The sequence below is a fragment of the Mesopusillimonas faecipullorum genome (assembly GCF_020539505.1).
Classification (GTDB): Bacteria; Pseudomonadota; Gammaproteobacteria; order Burkholderiales; family Burkholderiaceae_B; genus Mesopusillimonas; species Mesopusillimonas faecipullorum.
Map to the genome: position 1 here is coordinate 563,427 of NZ_JACDXW010000001.1, position 19,757 is coordinate 583,183.

General features: G+C 58.0%; 18 protein-coding genes. 4 read left to right on the plus strand and 14 right to left on the minus strand.

What is annotated here, in order from left to right:
- Positions 1-16: 16 nt before the first annotated feature.
- The gene (gene hemL / locus H0484_RS02635; RefSeq protein WP_226952877.1) at positions 17-1,297 is read left to right on the plus strand and encodes a glutamate-1-semialdehyde 2,1-aminomutase; all 1,281 of its coding nucleotides are present in this window, start codon (positions 17-19) and stop codon (positions 1,295-1,297) included.
- Between the two features lie 32 nt (positions 1,298-1,329).
- Here the strand turns inward: hemL and feoB are convergent, their stop codons facing one another.
- Genes feoB through serA form a run of 3 tightly spaced genes read right to left on the minus strand, consistent with a single transcriptional unit; the run spans position 1,330 to position 4,745 of the window.
- Positions 1,330-3,210 (minus strand): ferrous iron transporter B, encoded by a 1,881-nt coding sequence (feoB, locus tag H0484_RS02640; RefSeq protein ID WP_226952878.1) that lies wholly within the window; start codon positions 3,208-3,210, stop codon positions 1,330-1,332.
- The gene (locus H0484_RS02645) at positions 3,207-3,482 is read right to left on the minus strand and encodes a FeoA family protein (protein WP_226952879.1); all 276 of its coding nucleotides are present in this window, start codon (positions 3,480-3,482) and stop codon (positions 3,207-3,209) included. The genes feoB and H0484_RS02645 overlap by 4 nt, the downstream gene beginning before the upstream one ends.
- 60 nt (positions 3,483-3,542) lie before the next feature.
- The gene (serA, locus tag H0484_RS02650) at positions 3,543-4,745 is read right to left on the minus strand and encodes a phosphoglycerate dehydrogenase (RefSeq protein ID WP_226952880.1); all 1,203 of its coding nucleotides are present in this window, start codon (positions 4,743-4,745) and stop codon (positions 3,543-3,545) included.
- Between the two features lie 157 nt (positions 4,746-4,902).
- Here serA and H0484_RS02655 point away from each other — a divergent pair, with 157 nt between their 5' ends.
- Positions 4,903-5,373: a hemerythrin domain-containing protein gene (locus H0484_RS02655; protein ID WP_226952881.1), complete on the plus strand. Its 471-nt coding sequence runs from the start codon at positions 4,903-4,905 to the stop codon at positions 5,371-5,373.
- 12 nt (positions 5,374-5,385) lie between these two features.
- Positions 5,386-6,054 (plus strand): thiopurine S-methyltransferase, encoded by a 669-nt coding sequence (locus tag H0484_RS02660; protein ID WP_226952882.1) that lies wholly within the window; start codon positions 5,386-5,388, stop codon positions 6,052-6,054.
- 21 nt (positions 6,055-6,075) lie between these two features.
- On the opposite strand, the gene H0484_RS02665 is transcribed toward H0484_RS02660, so the two are convergent.
- The 11 genes from H0484_RS02665 to H0484_RS02715 form a co-directional block, all read right to left on the minus strand.
- Positions 6,076-6,402 carry a hypothetical protein gene (locus tag H0484_RS02665; protein ID WP_226952883.1) on the minus strand — a complete coding sequence of 109 codons (327 nt, stop codon included), beginning with the start codon at positions 6,400-6,402 and terminating at the stop codon, positions 6,076-6,078.
- 81 nt (positions 6,403-6,483) lie between these two features.
- Positions 6,484-7,395, minus strand: coding sequence for a helix-turn-helix domain-containing protein (locus H0484_RS02670; protein WP_226952884.1), 912 nt, complete (start codon positions 7,393-7,395; stop codon positions 6,484-6,486).
- A 2-nt stretch (positions 7,396-7,397) separates the two neighbouring features.
- Positions 7,398-8,081 carry an orotate phosphoribosyltransferase gene (locus tag H0484_RS02675; RefSeq protein ID WP_226952885.1) on the minus strand — a complete coding sequence of 228 codons (684 nt, stop codon included), beginning with the start codon at positions 8,079-8,081 and terminating at the stop codon, positions 7,398-7,400.
- A 19-nt stretch (positions 8,082-8,100) separates the two neighbouring features.
- A complete protein-coding gene (gene aspA, locus H0484_RS02680; RefSeq protein WP_226952886.1) occupies positions 8,101-9,534 on the minus strand; it encodes an aspartate ammonia-lyase in 1,434 nt (477 codons plus the stop codon).
- A gap of 7 nt (positions 9,535-9,541) precedes the next feature.
- Positions 9,542-10,798, minus strand: coding sequence for a hydantoinase/carbamoylase family amidase (locus tag H0484_RS02685; RefSeq protein ID WP_226952887.1), 1,257 nt, complete (start codon positions 10,796-10,798; stop codon positions 9,542-9,544).
- A 10-nt stretch (positions 10,799-10,808) separates the two neighbouring features.
- Positions 10,809-11,759 (minus strand): dihydroorotate dehydrogenase, encoded by a 951-nt coding sequence (locus H0484_RS02690; protein WP_226952888.1) that lies wholly within the window; start codon positions 11,757-11,759, stop codon positions 10,809-10,811.
- A complete protein-coding gene (locus H0484_RS02695) occupies positions 11,752-12,600 on the minus strand; it encodes a dihydroorotate dehydrogenase electron transfer subunit (RefSeq protein WP_226952889.1) in 849 nt (282 codons plus the stop codon). Before H0484_RS02695 ends, H0484_RS02690 begins: the two co-directional genes overlap by 8 nt.
- Positions 12,600-13,742, minus strand: a complete 1,143-nt coding sequence (locus tag H0484_RS02700) for an MFS transporter (RefSeq protein WP_226953019.1) — start codon at positions 13,740-13,742, stop codon at positions 12,600-12,602. The genes H0484_RS02695 and H0484_RS02700 overlap by 1 nt, the downstream gene beginning before the upstream one ends.
- A gap of 301 nt (positions 13,743-14,043) precedes the next feature.
- Entirely contained in the window at positions 14,044-15,258 is a 1,215-nt protein-coding gene (locus H0484_RS02705) for an MFS transporter (RefSeq protein ID WP_226952890.1), read from the minus strand.
- A 6-nt stretch (positions 15,259-15,264) separates the two neighbouring features.
- Positions 15,265-17,127: a dihydroxy-acid dehydratase gene (ilvD, locus tag H0484_RS02710; protein ID WP_226952891.1), complete on the minus strand. Its 1,863-nt coding sequence runs from the start codon at positions 17,125-17,127 to the stop codon at positions 15,265-15,267.
- A 92-nt stretch (positions 17,128-17,219) separates the two neighbouring features.
- On the minus strand, positions 17,220-17,951 hold the full coding sequence (locus H0484_RS02715) for an MgtC/SapB family protein (RefSeq protein ID WP_226952892.1): 732 nt from the start codon (positions 17,949-17,951) through the stop codon (positions 17,220-17,222).
- 179 nt (positions 17,952-18,130) lie between these two features.
- On the opposite strand from H0484_RS02715, the gene H0484_RS02720 reads away from it, so the two are divergent.
- Positions 18,131-19,741, plus strand: coding sequence for a Na+/H+ antiporter (locus H0484_RS02720; RefSeq protein WP_226952893.1), 1,611 nt, complete (start codon positions 18,131-18,133; stop codon positions 19,739-19,741).
- The last annotated feature ends 16 nt before the right edge of the window (positions 19,742-19,757 follow it).

Sequence of the window (19,757 nt, forward strand, 5' to 3'; positions counted from 1 at the left end):
TATACGGAATCCCATCATGACTCGTAATCAAGTTCTTTTCGATCGTGCCTGCCAAACCATACCCGGAGGCGTCAACTCACCGGTACGGGCATTTCGTTCGGTGGGGGGCACCCCCCGCTTTATCACCCGCGCCAAAGGGCCCTACGTCTGGGATGCCGACAACGTACGTTATATCGATTATGTGGGCTCGTGGGGCCCTGCCATTCTGGGGCATGCTCATCCGGTGGTAGTGCAAACCGTGCGCGATGCTGCCGTGAACGGCTTGTCTTTTGGCGCCCCCACCGAAGCAGAGATTGAAATCGCCGAGGTCATCGCCTCCCGCCTGCCATCAGTAGAGAAAGTCCGTCTTGTCAGCTCGGGTACGGAAGCCACCATGACAGCCATCCGTCTGGCTCGCGGGTTTACCGGTCGCAATAAGATCATCAAGTTTGAAGGGTGCTACCACGGCCATGCCGATAGCTTGTTGGTCAAGGCAGGCTCGGGTTTGCTCACCTTCGGCAACCCCACTTCGGCCGGCGTCCCCGAAGCTTTCGTGCAAAACACCTTGGTTCTGGATTTCAACGACCTGGCAGCCGTTCGAGAGGCCTTTGCCCAGCAAGGCGAAGACATTGCCTGCGTCATCATCGAGCCCATCGCGGGCAATATGAACCTGATCAAACCCGCTGCCGGTTTTCTCGAAGGGCTGCGCGAGCTGTGCACCCAATACGGCGCCCTGCTGATCTTCGACGAAGTCATGACCGGTTTTCGCGTTGGCCCTCAAGGGGTACAGGGCTTGTCGGGCGTCACACCCGACCTGACCACCCTAGCCAAAGTGATAGGCGGCGGTATGCCGGTAGGGGCCTTTGGTGGCCGCGCCGACGTCATGAATGCCATTGCACCGCTGGGCGGGGTGTATCAAGCCGGTACTTTGTCTGGAAACCCCGTGGCCGTCGCTGCGGGGCTGGCAACCCTGAAACTGCTGGCTGAACCGGGCTTTTACGAGCACCTTGAGCAACAAGCCCGTAAACTGACCGAAGGCCTTACCGAACGTGCGCACGCAGCAGCTATCCCCTTCTGCGCGGACGCCGTAGGGGGCATGTTTGGTCTGTACTTCACCAAACAGATTCCCACCAGCTTCGCCGAGGTTTCGGCCGCCGATACCGAACGCTTCAAGCAGTTCTTTCACGCCATGCTCAATCAAGGCATTTACTTTGCGCCCTCGGCTTTCGAGGCGGGCTTTGTCTCGGCTGCCCACGACGACGCCGTCATCGAAGCCACTCTTGATGCGGCAGAAATCGTATTTGCCAAATTACGTTAAGCGTTGGGCCAGGCTGGCTATGGTCTTTTAGACTAGCCGGCCCCCAACGCCAAGGCCACGCGGTACACAATAAAAGACGCCGCATAGGCCAAGGCAAACAGATAGCCGGCGCTGACCCACACCATGGCCCAGCCGCCGGTTTCCCGGCGTATCGTGGCCAAGGTGCTTAGGCACATGGGTGCAAACACATACCAAACCAGCAAAGAGAGTGCGGTAGCCAGGCTCCAGTCTTGCGCGATCAGCGGCATCAAAGCTTGTGCAGCGGCCTCTTCGGTGGCTGCCGACAAAGCGTAAACCGTACTCAAAGCGCTGACCGCAACTTCGCGCGCGGCCAAACCCGGCACCAGCGCTATGCTGATCTGCCAGTTAAAGCCTATGGGCTCGAAGATGACGGCTAGCGCCTGCCCCAGCATGCCCGCCAGGCTGTACTCGATGGCCGGCCCGGTGGCGCCTATAGGGGGCGCCGGAAAACTGGCCAAGAACCACAACAACACCGTCATGGTCAGAATAATGCCGCCAACACGCCGCAGGAAAATCTTTACTCGCAGCCACAGCCCTGCCGCCACGCTAGCCGGATTGGGCCAGTGATAGCTGGGCAGCTCCATCATCAAGGTGCGCACCTGGCCTTGGGCCGTCAGATACTTCAGCACCAAAGCCACAGCCATGGCGCTGAGAATGCCCGCCAGATATAGGCCAAACAGCACCAAACCCTGCAGCTCAAGCCCTCCCCAGACCTCGCGCTGCGGCACAAAAGCGCTGATCAGCAACGCGTATACCGGCAAACGCGCCGAGCATGTCAAGAGAGGGGCAATCAGTATCGTGACCAGACGGTCGCGTGGATTGGCAATGGTGCGGGCCGCCATAATGCCCGGAATAGCGCAGGCAAAGCTAGACAACAGCGGAATGAAGCTGCGGCCTGACAAGCCTACGCTTCCCATAAGGCGATCCAACAAAAAAGCCGCACGGGGCAAGTAGCCGGACTCTTCCATCACCAGAATGAAAAAGAACAGAATGATGATCTGCGGCAGGAACACCACCACACCGCCCAAGCCCGCAATCAAGCCCTCAACCACCAGACTGCGCAACCAACCCTCCGGTAGCAAGCTCTCGACCTCGCTACCCAGCCAAGCCGCCCCGGCCTCCAACCACTGCATGGGCAGTTCGGCCCAGGCAAAAACCGCCTGAAAAATCAGGAACAACAGCGCCAACAGCAAGATCGGACCAACGACAGGATGCAAGACCACACGGTCCAGGCGGTCGCTGAACAGCCTGGGTACCGCCTGGTCTAAGCCCAGGCGCAGCAGAATGCCGCGTACATGCTCGTGATCGCCCACCGCATCGGTAGCGGCTTGCTGCGCGGCTTGCTGCGCCTGCCACACGGCAGGGTCGTCAAGAAGCGCTCGCAGCTGTTGCACGCCTTCGCCGCGCACGGCAATGGTACTGACCACCGGAACACCCAGCTCGCGCGACAAAGCTTCTACATCAATCGTCAAACCTCGCTGCTTGGCCAGGTCCGTCATGTTCAAGGCCACCACACAAGGCAGCCCCAGGCGTTTGACCGCCAATGCCAGCCTTAGCGTGCGGCGAAGATTCGTGGCGTCTAGAACGCACACCACAAGATCAGGCCGCTTCTCGCCTACGGCACGCCCCATCAGGACATCCACCGCCACCTGTTCGTCTGGTGATCGGGGATTCAAACTGTAGGTGCCAGGCAGGTCGAGCAAGCGCAATACTTTGCCTTCCGCCGAAAGCAAACGCCCTTCTTTACGCTCTACCGTGACCCCGGCGTAGTTGGCCACCTTCTGGTGGCTGCCGGTCAGGCGATTGAAAAGCGCGGTCTTGCCGCAGTTGGGGTTGCCCACCAGGGCCACCAAAGGCCCGCCGCGATGGACGTGAATGACGGCTTCTTTCATTCAGCCGCCTCTTGTTGTAAGGGAAGGCGCTCAACGTAAACACACGCCGCTTCGGCGCGACGCAGGGCAAACGTGGAGTCAGCTATGCGCACTACCAGAGGGTCGCCCCCAAATGGCCCTAAAGCCACCACCTGCGTGCTTTCGCCGGGCAGGAAACCGATTTCAGCCAGCCATGCCGCCCACTCCGGCGTTTGGCCGGACACGAGGACATGGCTGACCCTGGCCTTTTCGTGCAGGGCCAGGTTCAGCAATGTACAAACACCTTCTAGCATGATGGGGGATCTGCTTCCTTGGCAGATGACAGGGGGATGGGCGGCTAAGCCGCCCCCTGCTTAAACGACGCGTTCGCAGCGAACTGTGATGGGGTGCGCACGCAAGACCGACATGACGGTGTCATCGACCTGACCTTCGACATCGGAGATCACATAGCCGATATTGCCCAGCGTTTGCAGCTGTTGGCCCACGATATTAAGACCATGCTGGGCCATCAGGCTGCTAAGCGTACCCATGGCGCCGGGTTCGTTGCGATGCACATGCAAAATGCGTGCGGAACCAGCTGCTTCCTGGTAAGAGATTTCGGGGAAATTTACCGCCCCTTTGGTCGTACCGCTACGCAAGAAACGCACGAGTTTCTCGGCGACTTCGCGCCCGATGTTTTCTTGGGACTCTTGCGTGCTGCCGCCGATATGGGGAGTAAGAATGACGTTGCGCATGCCGATGAGCGGGCTTTGCAGAGCCTCGTCTACCCCTTTGGGCTCGGTGGGGAACACATCGATAGCCGCGCCCGAAAGATGGCCGGATGCCAGGGCATCGCGCAACGCCTCGATATCGACTACGGTGCCGCGCGAAGCATTGATCAAAATGGCGCCCGGACGCATCCACGACAGGGTTTCGGCATTGATGATGTTACGCGTGGAACTACCGCCGGGCACATGCAAGGTGACGACGTCGGACTGTTCGAGCAACTGTTTAAGCGTGGTGCACGCATGCGCATTACCCAGGGGCAGCTTGGCTTCCACGTCGTGGAACACCACCCGCATGCCCGCGGCTTCGGCCAGCGTACCCACTTGGGAGCCGATATTGCCGTAACCTATGACGCCCATGGTTTTGCCACGTGCCTCGTAGGCGCCTTCGGCGGTTTTATCCCAGTGCCCATGATGCACACGGTCGTTCTTTTCGGGAATACGACGCAGCAGCATGATGGTTTCACCCAACACCAGTTCGGCGACCGAGCGGGTGTTGGAAAACGGCGCGTTGAACACCGGCACGCCGCGGGTCATGGCGGTTTCGAGGTCGACCTGGTTGGTGCCTATGCAAAAGCAGCCCACCACGCGCAAGGCATCGGCCTGCTTCAGCAATGAGGCGTCGAGGTTGGTGCGAGAACGGATGCCCACCGCCTGCGCGCCTTGCAAGGCCTTGGCGAGCTCATCGGGCGGTAAGGCCGATTTATAAGTGACAATATCATTGAAACCCGCAGCCTCGAACACTTCGCGTGCGCTGGGGTGGATGTTTTCGAACAGAACGATGCGGGTCATAAGGCTTCCCGTAGAACAGACGACAAAGGAGTAATTGTGAACCATAGCAGGGATTTCGTCCTTGTCAGCCCTGTTGTTGTCAGGGTGAAGTACGGCTCGGCCAGGCGCCCATTTTGCTATGATAAGCCCAATCACCATCGTTGCATGACCGTTTCTCATGAATGCTTCCACTTCTACCGATACCGCCTTCGGCTGGACTGACTCCTATCTTGTAGGCTATCCCGCCATGGACGACACCCATCGTGAGTTCGTCGACCACCTTGACGCCTTGTTCAAGGCGACCGATGCCGATATGCCTCAACGTCTGCAAGAAATGATTGATCACAGCGAACATCACTTCTCCCAAGAAAACCGCTGGATGGAAGAGACCGAGTTCCCCGCCCGCGAATGCCACATCAACGAGCACGCAGCGGTACTGACTTCCATGCGCGAGGTTCTCGCCTACCTGAACGATCAGGCCGGCGATCCTAACGAGGCACGTCGTTTGGCTATCGAATTGTCGCGCTGGTTTCCCAGCCACACCGACTACCTGGATGCTTCGTTGGCGCAGTGGGTTTCCAAGAAAAAAATGGGCGGCGTACCCATAGTCGTGCGTCGCGGCGTCAGCCACAACGAAGAAGCCCGTTAATAGGCCCACAGCATGGATGCTGACTTCTGGCTGCAACGTTGGCAGCAGGGCCGTACCGGCTTTCACCAAGATCGCATCGAGCCCATGTTGGCCAGGCACTGGCCTACACTGGGTGTTGCGCCTGGCAGCACCGTTCTCGTGCCGCTCTGCGGCAAAGCCCTAGACCTGATTTGGTTGGCAGAACAAGGCCTGCAAGTGATGGGCGTAGAACTCTCGCCACTGGCGGCACAACAGTTCTTCGCCGAGCAAGGCATGCAGGCCACCCAAGAACTCACCGATTACGGGGTATGGTGGCGCCACGGCCAGATATCCATACTTTGCGCCGACATTTTTCAGGTGCCTGCCACTCTTATTGCCTCTTGCAGCGCGTGTTACGACCGCGCCGCCTTGGTCGCCCTGCCCGAGCCTATGCGCAGCCGCTACGCCAAGGCCGTCTATGGGCCTTTGCCCGCAGCCAGCAAAAGCCTGTTGATTACGGTGGATTATCCACAGCACGAGCGCGCAGGCCCGCCTTTTGCCGTATCTGGCGACGAAGTTAACACGCTGTTCGACCCTTCGTGGATGCAGGTGCAGCAGCTGGAAAAGCGCGACATTTTGGCCAAGGAACCTAAATTCCTTGAACAGGGCGTGACTCGTTTCGAGACGAGCACCTACGCGCTTACGCGCCTGCCTAACGCTTGATAACGCAGGCAGGCCGGGGGCTTAAAAAGCGTCGATGTGCCACTGATATTCGACAGCGACTTCACCCAATACGCGCAAGCGTTGGTCTGCTCCCTGTTCAAGCGCTTGTAATAAGCGATTATTAAGGTCTTCCAGGGCAGCTTTGGCCTTATCCGCAAACGCAGGGTCTACAGCCTGGTCTTCGTACTTGATCACGTAGGTTTGAGCGGCAATGCCCACCACGAAATACAGGCCCGCATTGTCGGGATCCGCCTTCATCAAGTCGAAGGCTTCCTTGTAAAACTGCTTGAAGGAATCGCTACCTGATTCGGACTGGGCAAATCGTTGGGTAATGGCTTTGAACGTCATGGTCTGAAGACTCCGATGCTACCTGGCTGGCCGAACGCCGGCCATATTTTCAATCGTACCCTGCCTGCACAGCAGGTCATGTTAAGGCGCCGCGTGACGCTTGAGCATTTCACGTAACAGCTGGGCACCTGCTTTTCCCTTATGGGCATGGCGCCATAAGCGGGCAATCATATTCTCGTACATTTTCAATGCCTCCGGCGCAGCGGTCACCGTCGCAATCCCTGTACGCACGTTGGGAATTTCTCCCAAGCGAAACGGGCTGACGGCAACGAACTTGCGCCGCCCACTGGTAAACAACTGGAAGGTCGACGAAGGCATGACATCATCAATCAAGCCGATCTGAACATTCAGCGGCTCGTTTTCCATCAAGTCAGCCATGCGTTCTACCTCGAGTACGGCCAACTGCTGGCGCTCGCGCCTGATCTCATCAGGCAGCTCCAAGCGCCCCACCACGCCCAACTGCACGAAACGCTGTAGTTCCTGCAAGCCTATCAAGGCGACGAGGTGCGGCCTTTTGCTTTCGAACCACGCTCTGCGCTCGACAATGATGCGCATCAGCTCATCGACTTCTTTCTGCTTGAAAACACCGCCGGTTTGACGCGGCACTGCCTCAAGCAACATGGTATGCAGGGACTGCAGATAAGCGTCGGAAGTCAGCAACTGCGAAATGGGCTCGAAGTGGGCAAAGATACGCTCCGAGGTCTGCTCTAGCTGGCGCATGCGTTCGAATAACCCCAATACGTTCGGATAGTATTCGACTTCGACGCCCAGTATGGAAGCCAACGAAGTGCCCAGCAACTTGGCCAAGCGCTCCAGCGTTTCTATTTTGACGATCTCGCCCTTTTCCATGCGGTAGACCACGGCACGCGAAACGCCAAGTTCAGCTGCGATCTCTTCGGCTTGCAATGCTGCGCCCACGCGGTAGGCACGCAAACGATTACCTAAAGCAGCATAATCGATGGAGGATTTGAACTTTTGCCCACCCGTGGCCATACTTAACCCGCTGCAGCGTAATGGGCCCGCCCCCCATGCGCCTGGGACCAGGCAGCAGGGTCGCTCAAGAAAACTTCCAGTTCGCTCAGAATAGCCGGGGCAAAATCGCCGCGTTCGCGCGCCACTTCAAGCACATCACGCCAACTGGCCAAGGCATGTACCCTGATCCCCAAAGGCGCTAACAGCGCCTGCGTAGGGAAGGTGCCGTAGTCGAACACAATGAACAGATCACGCACTTGCGCACCCGCTGCCCCTAGCGCTTGGCAAAAACGCTGCTTGCTTTGCCCGCCTGCCATCATGTCGTCGACGAGCAGCACGCGGTCGCCGGCGTGCATCACCCCTTCTATTTGGCTTTGTCCCGCCGCTTTCTTGCGCACGTAATGCAAAGGCAGGTCCAGCGCGTCAGCCATCCAGGCAGCCAACGCAATGCCGCTGGCTTCACCTCCGACAATGGCCTCAACGCCTTCAAGCGCGCCCACGGCACGCAAGTGCGCCAAGCCCTGATCTACCACTTGGCGGCGCAGCTTGGGGAAGGAAATAATACGCCGGCAGTCTATATAAACCGGACTGGCCCACCCTGAGGGCAAACGAAAGGGTTCGTCTCGGCGAGCGGACACGCAACCCGCATCCAGCAGTGCCGTAGCGATGCTGCGGGCGGTTGCTTGATCAATGGATGAACGGGTCACGTGGGGGCTCCTTCGGGTCTCAAGCTTCAGGCGCTAGCGCATGGTGTTTGGCATAAATACGCGGCTGCGTCAAAGCGTCATAACGCAAGGCATCGTCAAGCTCGGTCTCGCTCATCAAGCCATGCCGCAATACCACTTCCCGCACGGTTTCGCCGCGCGCATAGGCTTCCGCCGCCACAGCAGTGGCTGCCTTGTAGCCGATGAGCGGGTTCAAGGCAGTAGCCAAGGAAATCGATTGCTCGACATTGCGATGCAGGACATCGTGGTTGGCGGTGATGCCTTTGACACACAGATCGGCCAGCGTGCGGCAGCCGTTGGCCAGATGGCGAATGCTGCGGAACAGCGAGTCGGCCATCACAGGCTCGAAGGCGTTCAGCTGCAACTGCCCGGCTTCGGCTGCCAAGGTAACGGTCAGGTCATTGCCTATGACCTCGAAAGCGATCTGATTCACCACCTCGGGAATGACGGGGTTGACCTTGCCGGGCATGATGGAAGAACCTGCCTGCATGGGCGGCAGATTGATTTCGCCCATACCCGCACGCGGCCCACTGGAAAGCAAACGCAGATCGTTGCAAATCTTGGAGAGCTTGACTGCGCTGCGGCGCAGCAGACCGGACACTTGGACGAAACCATCGCAGTCTTGGGTGGCTTCGATCAGATCGGGGGCGGTGTGCAGCTGCATGCCGGTAACTTCGGCCAGCGCAGCGCAGGACAAAGCCGCGTAATCGGGGTGGGCGGTAATGCCCGTGCCTATCGCCGTTCCGCCCAGGTTGATTTCGGTAAGCAACAAAGGCTGTGTACGCAGGTGTACAACGACCTCTTGGAGCATACGGGCGAATGTGGCGAACTCTTGGCCCAAGGTCATGGGCACAGCGTCTTGCAATTGCGTGCGACCTATCTTGAGCACATCGGCGAACTCTTCCGCCTTGGCCTGGAAAGCAACACGCAGGTGCTCCATGCCGTCAATCAGGTTTTCCAGCGCCATCAAGACCGCCACGTGCAAAGCCGTGGGATAGACGTCATTGGTGCTTTGCGCCATGTTGACATCTTCATTGGGATGCAAATACTGGTATTCACCGCGCTGATGGCCCATGAGTTCGAGCGCGCGGTTGCAGATGACCTCGTTTGCATTCATATTGGTCGAGGTGCCAGCCCCGCCCTGCAACACATCAAGCACGAATTGATCGTGCAAGGCCCCGGCGCGGATTTCTTCACAAGCAGCAACAATGGCGTCGCACTTTTCTTGCGGCAACAGACCCAGTTGCGCGTTGGCGCGAGCCGCTGCTTGCTTGACCGCCGCCATGGCCTTGATCAGCTCGGGATGCGAGGCGATCGTGGTGCCGGTAATGCGGAAATTTTCCATGGCGCGTAGCGTATGCACGCCATAGTAAGCTTCGACAGGCACTTTCCTGTCTCCGAGCAAGTCGGATTCTATACGGTAATTATTTTCCATTTATTCCTCATGATAGCCTTCCCAGCGTGTCACTCAGAACTTGCACGCCTGTCATGAAATCATCGATTTCCATGGCCTCATGCGGATTATGCGAACCATGCTGGTTACGCACGAACAGCATCCCGCTTGGGATGCCCGCGTTGGCAAACAAAGAGGCATCGTGCCCGGCGCCACTGGGAATGACCTCGAATGATACTCCTTGGAGCCGGCAAGCGTCGGATAAGCGCTCGCAAATGCCGGGATCCATGGTGGCCGGATCACTGAGCAAACGCCGGTCAAATTCGAATTTCACGCCACGCTCGCGGGCTATGGCACTACATTCGGCCCGCATCAATTGGTAGAAAGCCTCCAGAGTGTCTGTGCTTTTACTACGCGCCTCGAAGCTGAAATTCACGTGCCCAGGGATGCGGGTGATGGAATGCTCGGCGGCGTCAGTCTGGACGATACCAGTGGTGACGACCAAATCGGTGCCGCGCTCAAGCAACACCCGCCAGTGTTCGTCTAGGCGCATGATGAGATCTGCCACGGCAAACATGGCGTCATGCCGCAGCCAACGTGGAACCACGCCGGAATGCTGAGCGTCCCCGAGGCAGACAATACGGTTATGCCGGATATTGCCGCGTATGCCCGAAACCACGGCTACTGGCAGCTGACGCGCCACCATGACCGGCCCTTGCTCGATATGCAGCTCTAAATATGCCCTGACCCGCGACAAATCACATAACACTTGCTGCTGGGCAATGGCCTGCACATCGGCGCCGACTGCAGTCATGTATTCGCGCAGTGGTTTTCCCGTTTCGCGGTGAGGCAGATCAAGGTCGGCTGCCGACAACTTGCCCAGAAGCGCGCCGGAACCCATATAAGCCTTACCAAACCAGGCGCTTTCCTCGCCTCTGAAGGCCAACACTTGCGTAGGCAAGGCATCGGAAACACCCTCCCGCTGGCGCGCAATCAAACACAGTAAACCGGCCACGACGCCTGCCAGGCCGTCAAAGTTACCGCCCTGGGGCACGGAGTCGATATGCGACCCTACCCAGGCCACCGGCGCGCCCTCGGCCAGACCAGGGGGGCTAAAGACCAGATTGGCCGCAGCGTCCACGCTGACTTCCAGCCCCTCAGCGCGTGCCAGTTCGGTCAGGTAGTCGCCAGCGGCGCTTTCACCCTCACCATAGCTGGCGCGGGTCACACCCACGCCGTCGTGGGTAAGCGCCCGGACGTCTTCGAAGATTTTCTCGGCCAAAGGCCTAAGTGACGCGAGATTCACGTACGCCCCCTTAGGATGCCTGCTGCGCAAAGTGCTGCCAGCGCGCCGCAAGGTCGGGGTCTAACAGCACTTGGCCGGTGAGGTCGGCCACTTTATCTATGCCATGCTGCTCGCAATAGACCGCCAGACCCGCAATGATTTTCTGCATGACACCGGGGTCGATGAAGGAGGCCGTGCCTACCTGCACCGCACTGGCCCCTGCCAGCATGAACTCCACCACGTCTTCGGCACTACTGATGCCGCCGCAGCCAATAATGGGTATTGCGACGCTGCGATGACACTGATACACCATACGCAAGGCAATCGGCTTAATCGCCGGGCCCGACAAGCCCCCCATCAGGTTACCCAGCTTAGGTTTACGGGTATGCACGTCTATGGACATGCCCAAAATAGTGTTGCCCATGACGAGCGCATCGGCCCCGGCTTCTTCGGCCGCTTTGGCAATACTTGCCACATTGCCCGCATTGGGAGTCAGCTTTGCCCACACTGGATGTTGGGTTTCGCGGCGTACGGCACTGATGGCGCGATACGTCGTGTCCGGGTCCATGGCGAAAGCCATGCCGTCAGCTTCCAGGTTGGGACAAGAGATATTGACCTCAAGCACCGCCACGTCGGGCAAAGACATCTGCGCGACAGCCTTGGCAAATTCGTCTACGGTGTCTGCCGAAATGGATACCACAACAGGCGTATCGAAACGCGTGTACGGAGGCAGCACGTGCTCGCGAAAATACTCAAGCCCTTTGCTTGGGATGCCTATGGAATTGAGCATCCCGCTATAGGTCTCGGCGACTCTGGGGGTGGGATTACCTGCACGCGATTTGGGCGACACGCTTTTGATGACCAAAGCACCCAACTGATTAAGATCGAGCGCCTCGGCATACTCTATGGCAAAACAACCCGATGCCGGCATGACCGGATTCCGTAGGGACAGTTGCCCCACTTTGACTTGAAGATCAGCCAAACTCGACCTCCCCGACGACTTCGCGAATAGGGAATACAGGGCCTTCGCGACAGACTCTTAAGAACTGTTTGCCATGATCAGCCGTGTCGAACAAGCGGACACAAGACAGGCATACGCCCATACCACAGGCCATGCGTTGCTCCATGGCGACTTCCCCCATGACTTCGGGGTAATCTGCCAACACACGCTGCAACAGCATCAGTAAACGATGGGAACCACAGGTATAGACGGCATCGTGCGGCGCTTGCGCCAACAAAGCGCGCAGCAGCGACTCTACCGCCTCTACCGACGAACTGCCATCACTGTCGTACACGCTGTGCACTTGCGCCGGCACGCCGCGCAAAAACTCGTCACGCATGAGGTCCTCCGGCGTGCGCGCTGACATGACAGCCGTGACAGTCACGCCACGCGAGGCAGCGTAACGCACCAGGGGTGCCATGGTGGCCAGACCCACGCCTCGCGCCAGCACCATAATGCGGCGAAACTCTGGCTTGAGCGTGAAAGTATTGCCTAGCGGCCCGACGATCTCCATGGTGGCGCCTTCGCGCAACTGAGCCAAGGCATGCGTGCCCAGGCCGGTGACGTTGTAAAGAAACTCTATGGTTCCAGGCGCAGGCCCCGTGCCGTAGACGCTCATGGGACGCAACAAAAAGGGCTGGTGCGCCGAATCGACTGGGCAATGCAGCTGGTAGAACTGGCCAGGGCGTGTCGCCCCGACCAGATCCACTTGGGCGCTGAGGCGAAGATACTTATAGCGTGCATTGACCCAACGATGCTCGACCACCTCGCAAAGATGCGAAGCAACGTGAGCCGCATTACGCTGAAAGCCTTCGTTTACCATTACTCGAGCTCCACACCCTTGAGTTCAGGGATCAGGAACAAGGTGGCCAGCATGTCCAGCACATAGATAGCGGCAAGCAGCGCAATGGCCGTATTGAAGGAGTATGTCATGGCCAAGGCACCGACCACCACCGGCCCAAAGCCTCCAATGGCTCGCCCGATATTGAACAGCACATTCTGTGCGGTAGCCCGGGCTTCAGTGGGATACGCCTCGGACATCAAGGCGCCGTAGCCACCCATCATGCCGTTAACGAACATACCCATGACCGCTCCCGCCCAAAGCATGGTGGTAGGGTCGGACAGCTGTGCGTAGTAGAGCACCATGACCACGGCGCCCGCTTGAAACAACAGGAAAGACGGCTTACGACCGATGCGGTCGGCCAGCTGGCCGAACACCCATATGCCTACCATCATGCCCACGATGGTGACGGACGTCCACATGGCCGACTTGGTCAGCGAGAAACCGTGTTGGTTGGCCAAGAAGCTGGGCATCCAGATCATGATGCCGTAGTAACCGAAGTTTTGTACCCCTGTCAGAATCACGATACCCAAACTGACCCGGGTGGTAGCCGCATCCTTAACCAGCAACTTGAAGGATTTGAGCTTATCCCCTTTTTGCATGGCTTTGCGTACAAAGACTTCTGGCTCGTGCAGCTTGTTACGGATATACCAAGCAACAAAGGCCGGGATCACGCCCACCAAGAACATGCCGCGCCAACCGATGTGCGGCAAGAGCAGGGGCGTCAGCAATGCCGCACCCAACACACCCATTTGCCAACCCAGCGCCACATACGAAGACACCCGAGCACGGTATTTTGCCGGCCAAGCTTCGGCAGCCAGCGCCATACCTATGCCGAACTCCCCGCCCAAGCCTATACCGGCAATCGTGCGATAGATCAGCAGATCCCAGTACCCTTGCGCGAATGCACACAGACCGGTGAAAACAGCAAACAGGACAATAGTCCAGGTAAGCACTCGAATGCGACCGTAGTAGTCGCTAAGCGAACCAAAGATGATGCCGCCGGCCACTGCGCCTATCAGCGTCCAGGTGACTAACGAGCCCGCCTGCCCTTTGGTCAGGGCCAAATCCGCCGAAATGGCGGCCAACATGAAGCCAAGAATAAGCAGATCGAAGCCGTCCATGGCATAACCGACTGCTGACCCGGCCAGGGCTTTCCACCCATATTTACTGACTTCCTGAGACCCACTTGCCCCTGAGGGCGGATTGGTTTGCGCTTGCACGGTGATGCTCCCTAGTACGTTGTTTGGATTGTTTCAGCTTGCCGTATAACCGGTTACCAACTCATCGTTCTACCCCTCCCGATGAGTATATTTTTCGATATTAATATTATTTTTGAGACAGCCGGGGAAATAATGCCCCCAATACATAAAAACGAGGGTTAATACCAATACGGAGGAAGCAAGCTTGCCTGGGAACCAGCGATCAGGTGAGCCACCTGCGCTTGGACCAACTGAACGACAGATACGTCAGTATGGCCACCGTTATGGCAAGAAGGCTGCCATACAAAGTCAGGGCACGAACCAGGCCAAGGCCATCAGCCATACGCCCAACCACCATAGGCGGCACGCTGGCACCTAAATAAGCACTCAGGAAGTAGGTAGACATATTGGCCGCGCGACGAGCCGGGTCGGATGCCAGGTTGGCTATCGTGGCACTACACATAAAGCTATAGCTTTGCCCCATGCTAAGGAACACGATACCGACAAAAAGCGCCAGTGGCGTGCCAAAGGGCAAGACGCCTATCAGCATGCAAAGTGCCGCCATGACATGCGAGAGCAAGCCTATACCCAGGCCTTTGAAAGGCTCGACGTTGCGCTGCGATATCTGGATCGCTAGCGTCAGGAAAGCCATGGGTAGAAAAGCCAGCCCCATTACCAAAGGCCCTTTCCACGGCAATGCACCGAACATCAGGGCTGGCAATAAAGAAAAATAGCAACAGCCCGTTGCATAGTTGGCGAAACCACCCAAGCAGGCCAGCACGAAAGGCTTGCGGTTCGCGCCCCCAGCCAGGGAAAGCTCGGGCCTCATGGACAGAGGACGCCGCACGAACCCTGAGTCCGGCCTGACGGTTTTACTGTAACGCCACACGCCAAAAGCGCAGGCGGCAATCACCAAAAACACCGGTACGTAAGCGGTAATCAGGGGATAGAAACCCGCTTGAGCCACCAGCCCGCCCAGCAAGGGGCCCAAGCCAAAGCCCACCGCAATACCAGAGGCCATGGCGATTGAGGCGATGCGTTTATCCCCTGTGGGGTGGGCATCAATCAGGGCAATCGTGGCAGCCGTCGTCAGCAAGCCATTACCCAGCCCGGTAATAGCCCGCGCCACCAGCAACATGGTGACGTTAATGGAGAAAGCCGACAAAGCGATGCCGGTAAGCACGCAGCATAAAGCCACCAACACCACGCGCAAGCGGCCATAGGTGTCGGAAACCCGCCCCAGACACAATAGCGTCAGCAGCACCGCCACCATGTAAATGGCAAAAACATCGCCTATGGCGCTGGGCGGTGCTTGCCAAGCCTGTATATACAGCGGATACAACGGCGTAGGCACCGAGCTAACGGCAAAGCAGAATGCCACCGTGAGCACGAGCAGGGCGAAGCCGCCCCAGCCCTGCTTTGCCTTAGCTACAAGCATAGGTGATCAGCGCGATGTCAATTGGCTGATATCACGCACAGCGCCACGGTCGGCCGAAGTAGCCATAGCGGCATAGGCCTGCAGGGCTTGCGACACGACACGCTCGCGGTCTACAGGTTTCCAGGCTTTGTCGCCCTTGGCCTGCATGGCCTCACGACGCGCTTGCAGCTGCTCGTCGGTGATCGCCAAGTTGATACGACGATTGGGGATATCGATCTCGATGGTGTCGCCCTCTTCGACCAAGGCAATATTGCCGCCCTCGGCGGCTTCGGGGGAAGCATGGCCAATCACCAGACCCGACGACCCACCCGAAAAACGTCCATCGGTGAGCAAGGCAGCGTGAGCCCCCAAGCCTTTGGACTTGAGATAAGAGGTGGGATACAGCATTTCTTGCATGCCCGGGCCGCCTTTGGGGCCTTCGTAGCGAATGATGACCACGTCGCCGGCTTTGACTTCGTCGCCCAAAATACCGGCAACGGCGTCTTCCTGGCTTTCGTAGACCTTGGCCTTGCCCGTAAAGGTAAGAATGCTGTCGTCGACACCCGCCGTTTTAACGATGCAACCCTTGGGTGCCAGATTGCCGTACAGCACAGCCAAACCACCGTCTTGAGAATAAGCATGTTCGCGGGAGCGCACGCAGCCATTCTTACGATCGATATCAAGCGAGGGGTACTGGCGATCTTGGCTGAAGGCTGTTTGGGTAGGAATACCGCCTGGAGAAGCGCGATAAAACTCTTGAACCTCTTCGCTGGCATTGCCGCTATTGATGTCCCAAGCCTCGATAGCCTTACCTAAAGTACCGCTATGTACGTTGTTGACATCCAGGTTAAGCAGGCCTGCGCGACCCAGCTCGCCCAAAATGCCCATGATGCCGCCGGCGCGGTGGACGTCTTCCATATGGTAGTCCTGCGTAGCAGGCGCTACCTTGCACACGCAAGGCACACCGCGCGAGATGCGGTCGATATCGGACATGGTGAAGTCAACACCGGCTTCTTGCGCAGCTGCCAGCAAGTGCAGAACCGTATTGGTGGAGCCGCCCATAGCCACGTCGAGCGTCATGGCATTTTCGAAAGCTTCGAACGTCGCGATATTACGGGGCAGCACCGAAGCGTCTTCTTGCTCGTAGTAACGACGGCAGATATCAACCACCAAACGCCCGGCGCGCTGGAACAGGCCTTTACGTTTGGCATGCGTGGCCACCAAAGAACCGTTACCCGGCAAGGCCAAGCCCAGCGCCTCGGTAAGGCAGTTCATGGAATTGGCGGTGAACATCCCTGAGCACGAACCACAGGTAGGACAGGCACTACGCTCGACTTCGTCGGATTCGGCGTCGGAAACGGTAGGGTCGCCCGCCTTGATCATGGCATCGACCAAATCCAGTTTGATGACTTTTTGCGTGCCCGGCTCGAGAACCTTGCCGGCCTCCATAGGGCCGCCCGATACAAAAACGGCGGGAATATTGAGCCGCATGGCAGCCATGAGCATGCCCGGGGTGATTTTGTCGCAGTTGGAGATACACACCATGGCGTCGGCACAGTGCGCATTGACCATGTACTCTACCGAGTCGGCGATGAGTTCACGCGAGGGCAAGGAATACAGCATGCCCCCGTGGCCCATGGCAATGCCATCATCCACGGCAATGGTGTTGAACTCTTTGGCGACACCGCCGGCGGCTTCGATTTCGCGCGCAACCAGCTGGCCTAAATCTTTAAGATGGACGTGCCCAGGTACGAATTGGGTGAAAGAGTTGACTACCGCAATGATCGGTTTGCCGAAGTCCCCGTCTTTCATGCCCGTGGCGCGCCAAAGCGCGCGGGCCCCAGCCATGTTACGACCATGGGTGGACGTGCGTGAACGATAATGCGGCATTTGCGACCTCTTCGAGACTATGAGGGGAAGTAATCTTCAATCATACTCCACGCCTAGGCTCCCTGAAGCCAGAACACCCTTGCAACAACACCTTAAATAGACGTGCTGGCCCGCCAGAACACCTGCTGCACGCCCGCCACCCTGCGTAGCCGGCCTATCAAGGCATCAAGTTCGCTGTTTAACAAAGAAACCGGCAGCAAACGCACCTCGATTTCTACTTTTTCCTCACCGAAGGCGCGCAACTCTTTGTCGCGTGTAGGTAGTTTGCAGGCTTTGAGCGCCTCTTCGAACTGCGTCAACACGTGAGCGCTGTCTTGCTCATCTGCAATCACGTGTACGGTATAGGTGGCTTCGACCTCTTCCGGGTTCATGGGCCGTCTATTGATGTGATCGACCACAGGCCGGAGCAAAATATTGGCCGACAGCACAAACAATGTGCCCATGATGGCCTCGGCCAGAAGGTCCAGCCCGGCGGCTCCGCCCACCGCAGCCGAACCCCACAGTGTGGCGGCGGTGTTGATGCCACGCACGTTGCCTTCTTCGCGCATGATGACCCCGGCGCCCAGAAAACCCACCCCAGAGACAACGTAAGCCAATACCTGAAGCGCGTTGGGTGAGCCGCCATGCAACAGATGAAATCGCGTGGCGGTGTCTACAAACAATGCCGCTCCCACCGCTACCAGCACATTGGTACGTAAACCCGCCGTACGCAGACGAAACTGGCGCTCAAGCCCTATGAGGCCGCCTAATAAAAAAGCCGCTGTCAGGCTGATAAATGAATCAAGCAGCGAACCCAGTTCGATATGAGACAAGGCAGCCGGCATAGGGACAGATCCTCTCGTGAGGGAAAAACCGGATCGGGACACTCCCTAGCAGGCAGCGTCGAGGCAGCTCATCATACATAATACGTGCTAATTTCTTATGACTTTCGCGCTTTTTTCAGCTTGAGGCGCGACCAACACTCAAGGGAACACCAGTGCAAAGCGTCGCCATCGCACTAGCCATGCTGGCCGCAGTTCTGGCCAGCAGTTTTTTCATCCGGCTTATTCCATTACCCCTGCCCTTGCCCTTGGTGCAGATTTTCCTGGGCATCCTGATTGCCGGTGTTTTCCAGGAAGGCGTCACTCTGGATCCAGAAGTATTTTTTCTGCTTTTTTTACCCCCACTGCTGTTTCTGGATGGCTGGCGTCTCCCCAAAGACGCATTGCGGCGCGACTGGCTTCCCATTGTGCTACTGGCATTCGGCTTGGTTTTCATTACTGTGCTGGGCTTGGGCTACGTCATCCATTGGATGATTCCTGTCATGCCCTTGCCCGTTGCATTCGCTTTAGCCGCCATCGTGTCACCTACCGACTCCGTGGCGCTCTCGGGCATTGCACGCAGACTACCCATCCCTGAGCGCGTGGCGTCCGTCCTGGAAGGTGAGGCGCTGTTTAACGATGCCAGTGGCCTGGTGGCGTTTCAAGCCGCCGTCTTGGCCACCGTGACGGGCAGTTTCGCCGTCTCGAAAGCCGTCTCGTCGTTTTTCTGGGTGGCCAGCGTCGGCTTGGCTTCAGGAGCAGTCACAGCGCTGGCCATCGTTATGCTGCGCGATGCCTTTACGCGCCGGTTCGGGGACGAGCCTGGCTCCGAAGTGTTGCTTAGCTTGCTCACGCCTTTTGCCGCCTATTTCATTGCAGAATGGTTGGATGCTTCAGGCATCTTGGCGGCGGTGGTTGCCGGCTTGGTGATGGGTTACACCGACCTCTCTACCCGCCAGGACGCCACAACCCGTGTACGCCGCCATACCGTTTGGGAAATGCTGCAATTCACGCTTAACGGCATTATTTTTGTGCTGCTGGGTGAGCAGTTGCCCGATATCTTCCGGGACGCCGTCAGCATTATCGAACAGACTGGGCACCACAGCCCCTGGTGGATACCGATTTATGCTTTGGTCATTTGTCTGACACTGGCTTTGTTTCGCTTTGTCTGGGCCTATGCCGCCATGTGGGTCACTCAGTTGTTCCGCCGGAAACCCGCATCCAACCAGAACACCTACATGCGGTCGTTGCTTATCCTCTCGGCTGGTGGTGTTCGCGGCGCCATCACGCTGGCAGGCGTCATGACTCTGCCACTCACTCTCTCATCGGGTGAGCCCTTTCCCGGTCGTGAGCTGGCTATCTTGCTAGCGGCAACGACCATTATTGTGTCGCTGCTAGTCGCTACCATCAGCCTGCCACTGCTGTTACGAGGGGCACCTAAAGCGTCCAACACCCAGCACCATTTACAACACGATTTGGCGTGGCGCAGCGCCCGCGACGCGGCCAGAACCATCTTGGACAAAGAAACAAAAACCCTCTCCGAAGGCAGTGCCGCATTGGATAGCGAGATTTATGCCGCCCTCAGCGAGCGCATTCTAACCAGCCTGGACGAGGCGCTGGGTGAAGCCCCCAGCGACACGGAATCCGAAGCAGATGCCATGCGCCGACACGCACAAGAACGCCACTTGAGGCAACTCGCCGCGCAAGCCGCACGCGACGCCCTTTTCGATTTAGCGCGCCAACGAAAAATCTCAGACGGTTTGGCGCAAGATATGGTTCGCCGCTTAGACCTGGATGAGCTCAGGCTTTATTAGAAGCTGTGCGACCTAA

Coding starts and splice junctions, on each gene's coding strand:
- H0484_RS02705 (WP_226952890.1), bottom strand. CDS start 15,258: ATGCTTGTAGCTAAGGCAAAGCAGGGCTGGGGCGGCTTCGCCCTGCTC.
- H0484_RS02700 (WP_226953019.1), bottom strand. CDS start 13,742: ATGGACGGCTTCGATCTGCTTATTCTTGGCTTCATGTTGGCCGCCATT.
- feoB (WP_226952878.1), bottom strand. CDS start 3,210: ATGAAAGAAGCCGTCATTCACGTCCATCGCGGCGGGCCTTTGGTGGCC.
- H0484_RS02670 (WP_226952884.1), bottom strand. CDS start 7,395: ATGGCCACGGGTGGGCAAAAGTTCAAATCCTCCATCGATTATGCTGCT.
- H0484_RS02715 (WP_226952892.1), bottom strand. CDS start 17,951: ATGCCGGCTGCCTTGTCTCATATCGAACTGGGTTCGCTGCTTGATTCA.
- aspA (WP_226952886.1), bottom strand. CDS start 9,534: ATGGAAAATAATTACCGTATAGAATCCGACTTGCTCGGAGACAGGAAA.
- H0484_RS02695 (WP_226952889.1), bottom strand. CDS start 12,600: ATGGTAAACGAAGGCTTTCAGCGTAATGCGGCTCACGTTGCTTCGCAT.
- H0484_RS02655 (WP_226952881.1), top strand. CDS start 4,903: ATGAATGCTTCCACTTCTACCGATACCGCCTTCGGCTGGACTGACTCC.
- H0484_RS02645 (WP_226952879.1), bottom strand. CDS start 3,482: ATGCTAGAAGGTGTTTGTACATTGCTGAACCTGGCCCTGCACGAAAAG.
- ilvD (WP_226952891.1), bottom strand. CDS start 17,127: ATGCCGCATTATCGTTCACGCACGTCCACCCATGGTCGTAACATGGCT.
- H0484_RS02665 (WP_226952883.1), bottom strand. CDS start 6,402: ATGACGTTCAAAGCCATTACCCAACGATTTGCCCAGTCCGAATCAGGT.
- H0484_RS02660 (WP_226952882.1), top strand. CDS start 5,386: ATGGATGCTGACTTCTGGCTGCAACGTTGGCAGCAGGGCCGTACCGGC.
- hemL (WP_226952877.1), top strand. CDS start 17: ATGACTCGTAATCAAGTTCTTTTCGATCGTGCCTGCCAAACCATACCC.
- serA (WP_226952880.1), bottom strand. CDS start 4,745: ATGACCCGCATCGTTCTGTTCGAAAACATCCACCCCAGCGCACGCGAA.
- H0484_RS02720 (WP_226952893.1), top strand. CDS start 18,131: ATGCTGGCCGCAGTTCTGGCCAGCAGTTTTTTCATCCGGCTTATTCCA.